14 protein-coding genes are annotated in these 14,466 nt (G+C 68.2%); 2 read left to right on the forward strand and 12 right to left on the reverse strand.

The features are described from left to right. Nucleotides 1–16 precede the first annotated feature (16 nt). Genes OHZ10_RS38280 through OHZ10_RS38335 form a run of 12 tightly spaced genes read right to left on the reverse strand, consistent with a single transcriptional unit; the run spans nt 17 to nt 11,811 of the window. On the reverse strand, nt 17–1,192 hold the full coding sequence (locus OHZ10_RS38280) for a PLP-dependent decarboxylase (protein ID WP_342706256.1): 1,176 nt from the start codon (nt 1,190–1,192) through the stop codon (nt 17–19). Continuing rightward, nucleotides 1,182–2,171, reverse strand: coding sequence for a 3-oxoacyl-ACP synthase (locus tag OHZ10_RS38285; protein ID WP_342706257.1), 990 nt, complete (start codon nt 2,169–2,171; stop codon nt 1,182–1,184). The genes OHZ10_RS38280 and OHZ10_RS38285 overlap by 11 nt, the downstream gene beginning before the upstream one ends. A 1-nt stretch (nt 2,172) precedes the next feature. After that, complete coding sequence (locus OHZ10_RS38290) at nt 2,173–3,156, reverse strand: ferritin-like domain-containing protein (protein WP_342706258.1); 984 nt, start codon at nt 3,154–3,156, stop codon at nt 2,173–2,175. 1 nt (nt 3,157) lies between these two features. Beyond that, nucleotides 3,158–3,778, reverse strand: a complete 621-nt coding sequence (locus tag OHZ10_RS38295; RefSeq protein WP_059241322.1) for a hypothetical protein — start codon at nt 3,776–3,778, stop codon at nt 3,158–3,160. 1 nt (nt 3,779) lies between these two features. Next, nucleotides 3,780–4,655 (reverse strand): hypothetical protein, encoded by an 876-nt coding sequence (locus OHZ10_RS38300; protein WP_256087744.1) that lies wholly within the window; start codon nt 4,653–4,655, stop codon nt 3,780–3,782. Nucleotides 4,656–4,662: 7 nt separating this feature from the next. Then, nucleotides 4,663–4,917, reverse strand: a complete 255-nt coding sequence (locus OHZ10_RS38305; RefSeq protein WP_011350104.1) for an acyl carrier protein — start codon at nt 4,915–4,917, stop codon at nt 4,663–4,665. Between the two features lie 59 nt (nt 4,918–4,976). Continuing rightward, nucleotides 4,977–6,071, reverse strand: a complete 1,095-nt coding sequence (locus OHZ10_RS38310; protein WP_342706259.1) for a hypothetical protein — start codon at nt 6,069–6,071, stop codon at nt 4,977–4,979. 13 nt (nt 6,072–6,084) lie between these two features. Beyond that, complete coding sequence (locus tag OHZ10_RS38315; RefSeq protein WP_256087745.1) at nt 6,085–7,425, reverse strand: hypothetical protein; 1,341 nt, start codon at nt 7,423–7,425, stop codon at nt 6,085–6,087. Beyond that, nucleotides 7,415–8,155: an outer membrane lipoprotein-sorting protein gene (locus OHZ10_RS38320; RefSeq protein WP_059241326.1), complete on the reverse strand. Its 741-nt coding sequence runs from the start codon at nt 8,153–8,155 to the stop codon at nt 7,415–7,417. The genes OHZ10_RS38315 and OHZ10_RS38320 overlap by 11 nt, the downstream gene beginning before the upstream one ends. After that, nucleotides 8,152–9,369, reverse strand: coding sequence for an ABC transporter permease (locus OHZ10_RS38325; protein WP_174992322.1), 1,218 nt, complete (start codon nt 9,367–9,369; stop codon nt 8,152–8,154). The genes OHZ10_RS38320 and OHZ10_RS38325 overlap by 4 nt, the downstream gene beginning before the upstream one ends. Beyond that, a complete protein-coding gene (locus OHZ10_RS38330) occupies nt 9,341–10,051 on the reverse strand; it encodes an ABC transporter ATP-binding protein (RefSeq protein ID WP_342706260.1) in 711 nt (236 codons plus the stop codon). Before OHZ10_RS38330 ends, OHZ10_RS38325 begins: the two co-directional genes overlap by 29 nt. Beyond that, entirely contained in the window at nt 10,048–11,811 is a 1,764-nt protein-coding gene (locus tag OHZ10_RS38335; protein ID WP_256087747.1) for a fatty acyl-AMP ligase, read from the reverse strand. Before OHZ10_RS38335 ends, OHZ10_RS38330 begins: the two co-directional genes overlap by 4 nt. 380 nt (nt 11,812–12,191) lie before the next feature. Between OHZ10_RS38335 and OHZ10_RS38340 the strand changes: the two genes are divergently transcribed. Together OHZ10_RS38340 and OHZ10_RS38345 are read left to right on the forward strand one after the other, a co-directional pair. After that, a complete protein-coding gene (locus OHZ10_RS38340) occupies nt 12,192–13,139 on the forward strand; it encodes a fatty acid desaturase family protein (protein ID WP_059241330.1) in 948 nt (315 codons plus the stop codon). 26 nt (nt 13,140–13,165) lie between these two features. Further along, nucleotides 13,166–14,017: a diiron oxygenase gene (locus OHZ10_RS38345; RefSeq protein ID WP_059242424.1), complete on the forward strand. Its 852-nt coding sequence runs from the start codon at nt 13,166–13,168 to the stop codon at nt 14,015–14,017. Nucleotides 14,018–14,466: the final 449 nt, after the last annotated feature.

Consider the following 14,466-nt stretch of genomic DNA (forward strand, 5'->3'; position numbering starts at 1 on the left):
GGCTCCTCTGGATGGTCTAGGCGGGCCGCACGTACACGTGCGCGGTTTCGTGGGACAGGAAATGCGCCATCGAGTACGTGCGGTGATACGCGCCGCAGCGTGCGAACACCGCGATGTCGCCGGCCTGCGGCGGTGCGCCCGTGTCGTCGCGGCCGATCACGTCCGCGCGGCTGCAGGTGCTGCCGACGTACAGCGTCGGCACGCCACGCGACGGCGGCGCGGGCGTGCGGCGCACGAGCGATGGCGTGGCCAGGCGCGGCATCACCGATTCGGTTTGCGCGAGCAGGAACGCATGGGACAGGCCGCCGTCGCAGACGGCGATCGTGCGGTCCTGCCACGCCTTGACCGCGACGACGCGCGTCGCGAACACGCCCGCATCGGCGAAGATCGCGCGGCCGGCCTCGTGGGCCAGCGTGAAATTGCCGGCCAGCGGCGCCAGCGCGTTCGCATAGCGTGCGAACGCGGCGTCGCCCGGATGATCGTCGGCAAAACCTCCGCCGAGGCTCAGCGAGCCGAGCGGCGCGCCGTTGGCCGGCGCGAGATCGCGTGCGAGCGCCGCGAGCCGTTCGGGCAACACGAGCGTATCGGGTTGCGTCGCGTCCTGGCGGATGAACGAATGCGGGCCGGAGAACACGTGCAGCCCGGCGACCGGCAGGCCGGCGGCCGCAAGCGTGCGTACCGCGTCGTGTGCCTCGTTCGGCGTCATCCCGAAGTGGTCGTGCCACAGCGAGCGTGCGTGCTCGCCGGCCAGCGCACCGGCATTGACGCGCAACAGCACCGCACCCGGCGTGCTGCCGCCGGCCGCCGCTTCGCGCGCAAGCGGCACGAAGCGGGCGACCGCGTCCGGGTTGTCGAGCACGAAATGGCAACGCGACGCGAGCCCTGCGCGCATGAACATCTCGTCCATCGACGGATTGTTCAGGTAGCGCGCCGTCTTGATCCGGCCGATTGCCGCATCGAGTTCGCCGCGGCTCGCCAGCTCGACGCCGTCCTCGTACGCATGCGCGCAACGTGCGAGCAGGTCCTGGTTCGGGTTCGCCTTCAGCGACACGATCAGCCGCGTGCCGAGCCGCGCCTTCAGCGACCGGTAGCGTGCGATCGCGACCTCGGGCTCGTACACGTAGCAGGGCGTGCGCAGGTCGGCGAGCCACGCGTGGTCGCCGGCGGACGGAAGCGGATGCTCAGGCGTCATGGCGGCCCACCGGATGGAGCGTGGCGGCTGCATACGCGCCGCAGTTCGACTGCATCACGCCGAGCACGCGATGGCCATGCGCGACCGCATCGAGGCCGACGTCGGCCAGGTTGATCGGGAAATCCGAGCAGCACGCATGGCCGCGCGCATGGATGTTTTCCGCGTAGAGCCGCTCGGCCGGTACGCGCATCGCCCGGCACAGCGCGTTCCAGCCGGGCAGGTCGGCGTTGTGCGGGAGTACGAGTTCGTATGCGTCGAGCGCGTGCGATTCGAGCGCGACGGCCGCGTCGATCGCCTTGCGCGTGTACGGCCACTCCATCATGATCAGGTCGGCCTCGTTGGCGGCGACGGTGTCCGAGCCGCGGTGCCATTTCGCATGCGTCTCGATCGCGATGCCGCCGAGCCGGTTCTTCGTGCTGTTGCGCGCGATCAGCATTGCGGCCGCGCCGTCGCACTGCACGCCCGTCATCTGCCGCATCCGGTAATCCTCGCCATACACGCGGTCGGACGACACGACGAGCGCCGCATCGAGCTGCGGATAGCGGCGCATCAGCGCGCGGACCGTCTCGATCCCGGCCGCGACCGACACGCAGTTCAACTGCGCGACCGAGCCGAGCCACAGCGGCTCGATGCCGAGCTGTGCGGCCAGCTCGTGCGGCAGGCTGCGCGGCGCGGGCGGCACGCTGAACTGTTGCGTATGCACGTGCACGATCGCGCCGATATCGGACGGATGCACCCGCGCGGTGTCGAGCAGCCGGCCGGCCGCCGCGATTGCGAGGTCGGTCTCGCTCGTGTCGAGCGCCATGTGGAAATAGCGGCTGCCCGATTGCGCGATCGCGGCCGCCCGCTGCGCCGGGTAGTCGCGCTCGGCGGCCCAGGCCTCGATATCGACGGGCAGGCCCGGCAGCTCGTAGGCCACTGCGTCGACACCGATCCAGAAGCCGGCGTCGCGGGATGCGTGGGAGGAGGGCATCGTCATGTCAGTTGAGCGGCATCGCCGCGTAGTCGAGGACGTCGAGCTTGTCGAAGGTCGCCTGCACGGTCGGCGTGAGCAGGCCCATCTCGCGGATCGTCGGCACCAGGCGCCGGAAGATCGAGCGGCGGATCGAGCTCGACACCGGCGATTCGCGCACCATCGCGCTGCATTCGCGCTTCGACAGCCCCATCGGTTCCCAGATGTCGTCCGCGCACAGGTGCTCGTACAGCACGGCCGCGCCTTCGCAGACGAACTGCTCGCGCTCGCGCAGCTCGGTCGAACTCATCTCCGCATACACGCGGCACAGCGTGATCCGGCCGACCGCGAAGTGACGCGACTCGTCGCGCTGGATTCGCACGAACAGGTCCTTGATGAACGGATCGGCGCTATAGGCGACGACGCTCTGGAAGATCGACAGCGCGATGCCCTCGACGAGCACTTGCATCCCGAGGTTCGTCATGTCGAGCGCGCTGCTCGTGATCGTGTCGTGCAGCAGCCCCTTCAGCGAGCGGCTCATCGGGTAGCTGACGTCGAGCTTCTCGTTGACGAGCTTCGCGTACGCCTCGACGTGGCGTGCTTCGTCCATCATCTGCGCGGCCGCGCACAGCCGCGCGCTCAGCCCGCTTTCGGCCGACGCGAGCTTCGACGCGCAGATCAGCGCGGCCTGTTCGCCGTGCAGGATCTGCGACAGCAGCCAGCCCTGCGCGTGATGGCGCACCTCGCGCTTGTCGGCGTCCGACAGCTTGCTCCACAGCTCGGTGCCGTAGATCAAGAGCGTCGGGTCGGGCATGCCGAGCGGATTCGCCGGGTCGAGGTCGTGGCTCCAGTCGACGTCGGTCGCGACGTCCCACTGCGCGGCCTTCGCTTTCTCGTACAGCCGGTTCAGCGCTTCTTCGCGCAGCGCGTAGTCGTTCGACATCAGTGCATCGACGGGCATCGACCAGCGAATATCGGCCGTGTCCTGCATCACGGTTAGCGTGTCAGTCATTTCAGGGTCTCCCCGGCCGCGCGGCGGCGCCGGAATGATGGGCGGAATCGGTCAACGGGACGGCGGCGCGCGATGCGCCCGGGTGTGGCTCGAGGCGGATCGCGAATGCCGGCCACGGGCCGCGCAGCTGCGCGTCGAAGGCATCGGCGAGCCGCGCGGGCCAGATCGCGCAGCACACGCGGTTGTCGCCGGCGAACTCCGCATCGCGCAGGATGCGGTCGCCGATCCACACGACGGGCGCGCCGCGCGCGGCATCGCGCAACGCTTCGTCGTACAGGTGCACGCCGAGCAGCACGTGCGGCGCGAGCAGTCCGGCCGGCAGCGCGCCGAAGTACGGCGCGCAGACTTCGATGAACAGGCGGGCATCCGGATGTACGGCGTCGCGGACGCGCGCAGCGGCTTCCGCGAGGAACGCGAAATACTGGACGTGGTCGAGCAGCACGCGGCGTTCGCCGCCGGCCGCGCCGCCCGCGTCGTACGCATCGCCGGCCGCTTCCGCGAGCGCGGCGCGCGCATAGTCGTCGGGCGTATCGAGCGGCATCCGGTACGCGCTCGCCGCGACGGCGACCGGCTGCCGCGCGTCGCGCTCGATCCGGTAGGTGAAGTGAACGGGGCGCACCATGTCATGCCTCGCCGTCGAGTGAGAACGTCGCGTCCGGCGCGAAGGCCACGTCGGCGACCGCGTAATAGCCGTTCAGCGCGAGCGAACAGATGGCCGCGCGGCGCGGTGTGTCGCCGTCGCGATGCGCGAGCAGCACCGACAGCCACGGATCGCTGCCGAATGCATGTCCGAACACGCCGTGCCCGTCCGGCAGCAGCGGCGTCTTGCCGACGGCGGCGAGCAGCGCGCGGCGCGACGTGGCCGGAAAGAACGGCAACGCCGCGTGCAGGCCGGGGCGCGCCGCGCAGAACGTGCGGATGTCGCGGCCGAGCCGCACGACCGCGCTGGCCGGCGGCGCCGCATCGGCGATGACCGACTGCGCCGGGTCGCGGCCGACATCGACGAGCAGCGTGCAGACGCCGAAGCCCGAGCGCCCCCATGCGGGGTTGCCGTGCCAGTAGGTGTAGCCGTGCACGTCGACGTCGACGATCTGCAGCAGCAGCGTGCGCGGCCCGGTCTCGGCCGCGGTCGCGAGCGTGCGGCGCAGCACGTAGCCCCAGCCCGCGCATTCGTACGAGCAGGTCATCCAGTCGGGCGTGTAGTCGTTCGCACCGGCCAGTGCCTGCGCGAACGCGCGATGCTGCGGCGAGTCGTTCATCAGCAGCATCGACAGGATCGTCGAGCTGACCACGTAATCGTCCGCGCCGATCGCGCCGCACAGCCGCTCGCGCTCGGCGCACGCGAGCGTGCCGATCGCGTGCGCCGTATCGTTGAGCGGCACGGCCGCGCCGTCGCGCGACGGCGCGACGCGCCGATACGCGAGCGCCTGCACGGTCAGTGCGGTCGCCGGGGCCGGTTGGGCGGCGGGAGCCGCCGCGGTCGCAAGGGGCGCGAGCATCGTCGTGTCAGGCGGCGTGCTGCTGGCGGCGCAGTTGTGCGTCGAGCTGCTGCAGCGTCGTGTACTGCGTGATGTTCAGCGCTTCCGGATCGATCGAGCCGTAGAGCTGTTCGCAGAACACGATCAGCTCGACGATGTTCAGCGAATCGATACCGAGTTCGCCGATGCCGGCGTCCGTGTCGACGGTTTCGACGTTGAGGATCTTCGCGACTTCGCGGGACAGGATGTCGAGCGCGTCGGCCGGAACGTTCTGGGTCGTCATGAGGGGAGCTCCTGGAGTTTGAAGTGAATGGATCGGGATCGATCGGCCTGTCGCGTGGGTCAACTGCCGGCTTCGCAGCGCAGGCTCTTGCGAAGCTCGTGATAACAACGGTACGAACTGCCTTCCATCTTCGAGAACGCCAGCAGGTCGCGCTGGTCGTCGAAGAGGGGAACCTTGCCGTCGCGCACGAGCGCGGTCAGGAACTCGTTCGACAGCAGCTTGATCGCGAGCACGCGCTGCACCTTGCCGAAGCTGTAGTGCGCGTCGTCGGTCTGGCTGCGTGCGGCATCGGCGATGAAGCGGTGCACGGCGCGTGCATCGGCATCGAGTTCGACGCGGCCGGTTTGTGCGAGCCAGCCGACGTGGGCCATCAGCGCACGAACGAAGTACGGCCGCACGACGGTCAGGTACTTGTTGAACACGGTCGGGCCGCCGATGCGCAGGCGATCCTCGGCGCTGACGCGCACCTGGCCGCCGACATTCGCGAGCTGCAGGTTGCCCGCGAGGAACGGCGCGCCGCAGGTCGCGCGTGTCAGCTTCCGGTACTCGTCGGGCCACACGAGGTAGGCGGCCGGGAACATCACGCCCGGCAAGCGCGCCGCGACGACGGCCATGCAGTCGCGATGCGCCTCGATGCCCCACACCTTGTCGACGGCGAGCGCGAGGCCGCTGTCGTCGCTGCGGATGACCGTGCGCCACGCGGCGAGCGTCGGGCCGCCGCCGTCGCTCATCAGGAACGCGAAGTTGTGGCCGCTGTCGATGCAGTCGCAGGCGCGACGGTTCTGGTCGTCGGAGAAGAACAGCCCGAACATGATGCGGATGAACGCACGCATGAACGGCTTGAACAGGTGATGAAATCCTTCGCGGCCGATCTGCTCGAGCAACGCTTCGGTGAGCGGCGCCTCGTCGTGCCGCAGCGGCGCCGACGCGGACGCATCGGGCAGCACGCCCGGCGCCTCGGTGTGCAGCGCGATCACCATTTCGCTGTCGAGCAGCCGCACGGTGGCGGCTTCGACGAGCCGGGCCGCGGCGCGCGGCGGCGTGCCGGTCATATCGAGGTGGCGCAGCACCGGATACGCGGCCTGGTCGGCCACGCGCAGCAGCGGCTGCGCCGGCGGCGTGGCGATCGAAGCGGGAGCGGAAAGCGTGGACATGGCAGGGTTCCTGTCAGAAACGCACGCGCACGGCGGCGTCGATGCGGGTGCCGAGACCGACCATCCGGTACTCGGAGTGACTGTCGGAGAATGCGCGGGTGAGCGCGACATCGACGCTCACCCGCTTGTTCACGTCGGCGACGACCTGCGCGATCGCGAGCAGGCCCTTGTCTTGCGGCGAATAGACACCGCGCAGCGAATACTCGACGCGGCCGATCTTCTTGCCGAGCCGCGCGAACAGGTAGTCGCGCAGGTTGCCGTCGACGCTCACGAAATCGGCCGTGCCGCCGAGGCCGGCCAGCGCGGCGCCCGGCGCGACGGGCAGCAGCGCGTTGTTCGCGCGCACCGCGCCGACCATCTGGCGCCACTGGTTCGCGTCGTAACGCGCCTCGTCGTGCGACCACTCGACGATCAGCGACAGGTTGCCGGGCAGTGCGCTCTGCATGCCGACCGCGCTGCGCCACATGTATTGACGGTCGTTGCGGCGATCGACGGCGTCATAGGCAGCTGCCGAATCGAGCGGCGTGCCGTTCGCGATGAACGCGGGCAGCGGCCGCGTCGTGCCGCGTTCGAGCCATGCGCTCGCATAGACGGTGTTCGAGCGCGCGACGTCGAACGACAGCGTCGCACCCGCGCCACCGTGGCCCGCGTGACGTCCCGCGAGCAATGCGGCCGAGCCGCCCGACCAGTTGTACGCGCCGCGCACGAGCTGCGTCGCGCCCTCCACGTCGCGGTTGTCGACGTCGTTGCGCAGCGTGCGGTTCTCGCCGGCGATGAACTGCAGCGTGGTCTGCTCGCCGGCCCATTTCGCTTCGACGAGCGGCGTGCCCTCGACGTCGCCGTAGCGATCGTAGATGTCGGCCGTCGCGGCCCGCTTCTGGAAGAAGCCGAGCGGGAAGAACGCCTGCGACGTGTCGAGCGGGTCGATCCGCTTGCCGGCCGTGAGCGTGATGCCGTTGTCGAACGCGTAGCGCACGCCGGCTTCGTTGAAGCGGCTCGACTGGGCGCCGAGCGAATGATTGCTGGCGACGGCGCGCGCATTCATGAACAGGTTCTCGCCGTCGATGCGCGCGAGCATGCCGGCTTCCTGCTGGTTGCGCGGCGAATCGCCGATCAGGTTGCCGAGCAGCGCGTGGCCGTCCATGCTGTCGACCGAGCGTGCGTACGCGATGCCGTTCAGCGTGCCGAGCGGGTCCATCAGCGACGCTCCATGCGCGAGCGAGCCGCCGAGCGCGAGCGGGACGGCGAGCGCGGCGCGTTGCCACGCGCGCCGGCACGGCGCATCTGCTCGGCCGGACGACGGATGGAGGCGGTCATGACGGGCGTCGGCATGGGCGTCGTGCTCACTGGCCATCGGCGAGCGTGTCGGGATTGAACCAGCCCGACGGAATCTTGCGCGGCTGGCCGTCGAGGATGTCGACGACGCTCGCGCGCTGCTTCTCGACCTCGTTGCGATACGTGATCTTGCGTATCACCTTGCGGCCGTTCGCATCGACCGGCGCGGAGAAATCGGCGCTGCGGAACAGCAGGCCGCTCGCCAGGAAGAACTGCGCGCGTACCGGCACGTCGGCCTCGGGCGTGACCCACAGCTTGATCGTCGGATAGACGTTGTCGGGATCGGTCGCGGTCAGGTCGAGCTCGGTGGCCGGCTTGCCGGCGATCGCCGTGGTGCCGGGCGCGGCCGTCGCGCGATAGCTGTCCGCCCAGTGCGTGCGCGTGATGTCGCTGATCACGACCTCGCCTTGCAGCCGCTGCATCCCGTTGATGCGCACCGCGCTGCGCGTGTTCGGCACGTAGAACCAGTGGCCGCGGGTCGTCGCGAGGTACTTCTGGCCATCGTTCTCGCCGCTGCGCGTCAGTGCGAGCGTGTCGCCGTTGCCGCGCGTGTAGACGAGATAGCGTGTCGCGTCGCCGGACTGTCCGCCGACCTCGTTCGTGATCTCGATGTTCGTCTGCGTATCGGCGGCCGTGCTGCGGTACGCGTCGGCACGGGCGAGCATGGTCTGGGCCGCCGGCGCGTCGGCGGCGCGGGCGAGCGGCGCGCACGCGACGAGCGCGGCGAGCATGAGGCGGATGCGGGTCATGGGGCGAGTCCTTCGAGGATGTTGCGTTTGGCGAGCCCGACGGTCGCGAGCAGCGCGGCGGCCACCCCGAGCACGACGAACGCGCCTTCGACGGCGGCCACGGCGGCCGGCGAGACCGTGAATTCGAGCAGGATCGGCTTCACGCGGCCGGGCGGCGCAGGCAGGTGGATCTGCGCGTGATTGAGCGCGACCATCGTCAGCAGGGCCACCGCGATGCCGGCGGCTGCGCCGAGCAGGCCGAGCAGCGCGGTTTCCTGGATCAGTACGCCGCGCACCGTGACGGCCGGCACGCCGAGCGCACGCAGCGTCGAGATCTCGCGGCGGCGCTCGACGATGCTCATCAGGATCCAGTTGCTCATCGACAGCAGGATCGTCACGCACAGAATTGCGCCGAACACCGAGAACTGGTTCTTGTACAGCGCGACGACCTGGTGATAGAGCGACACAAGCTGGTCCCAGGTCTTCACGTCGAGCGTCGGCAGCGCGGCGCGCAGCGTCGCGGCGGCGGCCGGGGTGCCGGCCGTGTTCGACAGGAACACCGCGATGCGCGATGCGCGGTCGGTGCGCAGCAGCGCCTGTGCGGCCGTGAACGTCACGTCGACGATGCGCTCGTCGACGTCCTTGTTGCCGGTGCTCATCACGCCGACGATCTGCGCGTCGGTCGCGTTGATGCCGCCGTGCGCGGTCGACGCCATCAACTGCACGACCGACCCGACGTGCACATCGAGCTTGCGCGCGAGTTCGGCGCCGACGACGACTTCGGTTCCTGCATTCGTCGGCGACAGGTAGCGGCCCGACAGCACCGAGTGATAGTCGAAGAAGCCGGGCGGTTCGCGGTTCGGCTCGATGCCTTCGCCGACGAAGCCGTAGCTGAGATCGCCGTTCGACACGAGCCCGTCGAAGTCGATGCCGCGCGCGGTCGTCGCGACACCGTGGAGCGTCGCGACGGCGCGTGCTGCCGCGGCCTGCTCGTCGGCCGTCAGCCCGTACTGCAGCGGCCGCTCGCCGATCAGGTCGAGATAGCCGTGATGCAGCACCTGCACATGGCCGACACCGCTGTCGATCGACCCTTCGCGCACCGCGTCGAAGGTTGCGATCACATAGCCGAGCGCGAGGCTCGACGCGAACGCGGCGACGCCGATCATCGCCATCGTCAGCACGGTGCGGCGCCGGTTGCGCCAGAGGTTACGCCACGCAAACGTCGACCAGTTCACGATTCACTCCCGGTACGCCGTCGCGCATCTCGATGCGGCGCGGCAGGTGCGCGCACAGACGATCGTCGTGCGACGCAATCAGAAAGGCGGTACCCAGCGTACGGTTGGTGTCGAGGATCAGCTCGGCGACCGCCCGTGCGTTGGTGCTGTCGAGGCTTGCGGTCGGCTCGTCCGCGATCACGATCGCCGGCTCCTTGGCGAGCGCGCGGGCCAGCGCGACGCGCTGCTGCTCGCCGCCGGACAGCTCGCCAGGGCGGTGGCGTTCGCGCGCGGCGAGCCCCACCGCGTCGAGCATCGCGCGGGCACGTTCGCGGCGCGTGCGCGGCGTGCCCCACGCGAAGCAGCCGAGCTCGACGTTTTCGAGGGCCGACATCACCGGAATCAGGTTGAACTGCTGGAATACGAAGCCGATGCGCTCGCGGCGGATCCGTTCGAGGGTGTCCGGTGCGTCGTCGATCCGGCGGCCTTCGAGCCAGCGCTCGCCGGTGCTCGGCACATCGAGGAAGCCGGCGAGGTTGAGCAGCGTGCTCTTGCCGCTGCCCGACGGGCCGACGAGCGCGACGACGTCGCGCTGGCCGATCGAGATCGTCGCGCCGCGCACGGCGACGACGCGGCCCACGCCTTCGTATCTGCGCGTGACATCGCGCAGTTCGAGCACCGGAGAAAGGGAGCCGGTCGTCATGCGTACGCTCCCTGACCGGCTTCGGCGGCCGCCGTCGCCTGAATGACGGGCAGCGCGCCGTTCGCATAGAGGTCGCGGCATTTCAGGCGCTGCAGCTTGCCGCTCGTCGTGCGCGGCAGCGAGCCGGGTTCGACGAAACACAGATCCTGCGCGGCGAACCCGATGCGCGACGCGAGCAGTTGCTGGCACTCGGTGCGCGTTTGCGCCGTTGCATCGATCGGCCGTGCCTCGATGGCGACGACCAGCCGTTCGGTGCCCGTCTCGGGATCGGGCAGACCGAACGCGATGCAGGTGTTCTTGCGCAGCGCGCCGTGCGACGCCAGCGCTTCCTCGATCTCGTGCGGGAAGTAGTTGCTGCCGCGAATGATGATGACTTCCTTCTTGCGGCCGAGGATATGGAGCTGGCTGTCGGCGACGTAGCCGATGTCGCCCGTGCGGAACCAGCCGTCGGCCGTCAGCGGCGCGGCGATCGTGCCGTCGTCGGGATTCAGGTAGCCGAGCATCACCGACGTGCCGCGGATCGCGACTTCGCCGACGGCGCGGTGACCCAGTGCGTGATCGCCGTCGTCGAGGATGCGGAACGCCATGCCTTCGATCGGCGTGCCCATTGCGAGCACCGTTTCGGTTTCCGTGTCGTTACCGTCGTTCGCCGCGGCCGGTTGCGCGTCGCGGCGCTCGATCAGCGCGCGCCGGTCGAGCGTGTCGGCGATCACGTACGGTGCACCGTCGACCGCGCCTTCATGCCACGCGCGATGCATCGATACCGCGAGCGTCGATTCGGCCATCCCGTAGCACGGCTGCAGCGCCGACGCCGCGAGACCGTACGGCGCGAACGTCGCGGCGAAATCGCGCAGCGTCGCGTCGTCGACGCGTTCGCCGCCGATGAAGATGTTGCGGCACGCGGACAGATCCACGCCGTCCATCGCGGCGGCATTGAAGCGGCGCACGCAGTAGCGCAGCGCGAAGGTCGGCACCGACGTGGTCGTCGCACGCGCCGACGCGATGCGCTTGAGCCACCCGAGCGGATTCCGGATGAAGCTGTTCGGCTGCATCATCAGCAGCGGCGCACGGTAGTGCATGTTCGACAGCAGCGTGAGCAGCCCCATGTCGTGATAGAGCGGCAGCCACGACGCGGTGCCGTCGCCGGCCGCGAGGTCGAAGCGCACCGAGCCGCCGATGCCGAGCACGTTCGCGATCACGTTTTCGTGGCTGAGCACCGCGGCTTTCGGATGCGACGTCGAACCCGACGTGAGCTGGACATGATGCGGATCGCGGCCGCTCTTCGCGCTGATCAGCGCGCGCGCGCCGGCATCGGCCGCGCTCGACAGCGTCGCGAGGCCGACGACACGGGTGGATGCGGCGGGAAATGCGTCGTCGCGCCACGCGGCGGCCTGCGCATCCGCGGCGACGACGAGGCGCGGCCGGTACAACTCGCACGCGACGTCGACCACTTGCCGCCCGGCGGCCGCACGCCGCGCGGGAACGGGCACGGTGCACGGCAGCGCGCCCGTCATCACGCAGGCCATCATCGCGGCCGCATGCTCGACCGACGCGGGCAGCGCGAGCATCACCAGATCGTTCTCGCGGACACCGAGCTCGCGCAGCGCGCCGGCCTGGTGAAACACCGCTTCCGCGAAATGCCGGTACGTGATGCTCGCATCGCGGCCCGCATCGTCGACGAACGTCATGCGATGCGTGGCGCCCGCGACGTCCTCGAGCGATTCGATCAGGCGATGAATGGTGGATGCGCACTTCGTCACGAGGATTCTCCCCTTGAGGAACACGGCCGCTCGCGCCACGGTGCCGGCGGCGCCGTTCGTCGAGTGAAGGGGATTCTTGCCGGATCGATGCGGCGCGACAAACGGAATCTACGCAGGCTATGCATGAGCAGAGCGCATCCACGAGGTGACCGGTCGGTCGCATTCGACCAGTCGTCTAGTTCACGATGTGGTGTGCTCATGCGCGAGGGGCATGCAATGCGTTCGGAAAATTCGTTTGTCCGAAGCATCGACTCACAGAAGAATGGCAACCCGGCACGTGCCAGCGTCGCCGCGTCATCGTGCCGGGCAAGGTCCGGCTCAAGGAGAGCGTCTTGTCCGTCACCTCATCGCTTGTTGCCCGCCCGAAACCGGTTGCAGACATGAAGAGCCGCCCGAGCGGCGTGGTGTTCTCGCTGAAGCTGGCGGTCTACGTCGCGCTCATCGCGCACGGGATGATGTTCGCGCAGTCGGCGATCGTGATCCTGAAGATCGCCGGCATCCTGCTGATCGGCGCGATGTATGCGCACGGCGTCGAGCTGCAGCATCAGGCGCTGCACTACCAGGGGTTCCGGAGCAAGCGCCTGAACATGGTGTTCGGCGTGCTGCTCGGCATGCCGATGCTCGTGTCGTTTCATGCTTACCAGGACAGCCATCTGCGCCATCACCGGCTGCTGGGCACACCCGAGAACAAGGAATTCTTCGACTATGGCGACCAGTACGGCGCGAGCCCCGTCGTCAATCTCGGCCGCTGGGCGTGGCGCCTGTCGATGGCCGCGCACTACATCCAGTTCGCGAAGAACGTCGCGAAGCTCGTCGTGCCGGGGGCGCGCTTCGGCGACAACCCGCTCGTGTCGCGTGCGATCCGGCGCGATCACCTGTTGACGGTCGCGGCGATCGTGCTGCTGGCCGGGCTGTCGTTCGCACTGCATACGTGGTTCGTCGTGTGGGTGTGGGTCGTGCCGCTCGCGTTCGTCGCGGCGCCCGTGCATGCACTGGTCGAGATGCCCGAGCACTACCGCTGCGACCTGACGAGCACCGATCCCTTTCGCAACACGCGGACGATCGAGAGCAATGCATTCATGACGTGGTTCACGAACGGCAACAACTATCACGTCGAGCATCACATGATGCCGAACCTGCCGATCGAACGACTGCACGACCTGCATGGCGCAATCGCGCCGCGCATCCGCTACTACCACCGCACGTACCGGCAGTTCTATTACGCGCTGCTGCGCGGCAGGCTGTCGCCGCGCTCGGTGGACGACGACATGGACGACCGCGAGCCCGATGCGGAGTCGGCTGCGGCGGCGTCCACGCAATCGGCATGACTGCGCCCGCGCGCCTTTCGACGACGATGCTCTACCCGGAACTTTTCAGGTCGCTCGAAGCTGTCCGCTGGGACATGGAGAAGGACATTCCGTGGGACAGGTTCGACGCTTCGCTGCTCACCGACGAGCAGGCGAAGACGATCAAGATGAACGCGATCACCGAGTGGTCGGCGCTGCCCGCGACGGAAATGTTCCTGCGCGACAACCAGCACGACAGCGACTTTTCCGCATTCATGAGCGTGTGGTTCTTCGAAGAGCAGAAGCATTCGCTCGTGCTGATGGAATACCTGCGCCGCTTCAAGCCGGAAATGGTGCCGACCGAGGAGGAGCTGCACGCGGTGCGCTTCCAGTTCGACCCGGCGCCGCCGCTCGAGACGCTGATGCTGCACTTCTGCGGCGAGATCCGCCTGAACCACTGGTATCGCTGCGCGGCCGACTGGCACACGGAGCCCGTCATCAAGCAGATCTACGAGACGATCTCGCGCGATGAAGCGCGTCATGGCGGCGCGTACCTGCGCTACATGAAGAAGGCGCTGAACAACTGCGGCGACGTCGCGCGTGCCGCATTCGCGAAGATCGGCGTGCTGATGGCGTCGGCGCGCCGCACCGAGAAGCCGCTGCACCCGACCAACCTGCACGTGAACCAGGCGCTGTTCCCGCGCGACACCGTGCAGTCGCGCCTGCCGGATCCGGAATGGCTCGAGCGCTGGCTCGACGAGCAGATCCGTTTCGACGGCGAGTGGGAAAAGAAGGTCGTCGAGCGCATTCTGCACAACCTGTCGATCCTGTTCGAGCGCACGTTCGCGACCGCGCAGGAGCTGAACCGTTACCGCCGCGAGGTAACGGTGCGAGCGGGCAGTGTGGCGGACGCCGGCTAGGGACCGGAGGGTCCATGCGTCCCGCGGTCCGCGTTCCGCGTTGTGCGGGCGCACGCCGGATGCGAGCCGGCCCGTCGGCGCAGCGTGTGCGGATTGCCGCCGCCAGCCGGCGGAATGCGCATTTCCGGACACAATTGGTTCATCAATTTCCGGAATTGAATGAGGCGATTAAATTTCGCCCGTTTAGTATATTTCAATAAACATGAAATTCGTGATTTAAATGGTATTTTGAATGAATGTTGAATTTCATTGTTTTTTCGCAATCCGGTAAATGAAATGAATGGTCGGGAAAATGAAATTGATTTGTAGGCATTCGAATACAGCTCTGCCGGGGCGTCGAATGCGCTGCCGAGATGGCAAATCCAGGCAAAAAGCATCTGTTTTTACGGGGTTTTTGCGATCGTCCGAGACATCATTTCGTGCATGTATTAATTTACAAAATCACTACT

Origin of the sequence: Burkholderia arboris, from assembly GCF_038723655.1 — a bacterium.
GTDB classification, from domain to species: Bacteria; Pseudomonadota; Gammaproteobacteria; order Burkholderiales; family Burkholderiaceae; genus Burkholderia; species Burkholderia arboris.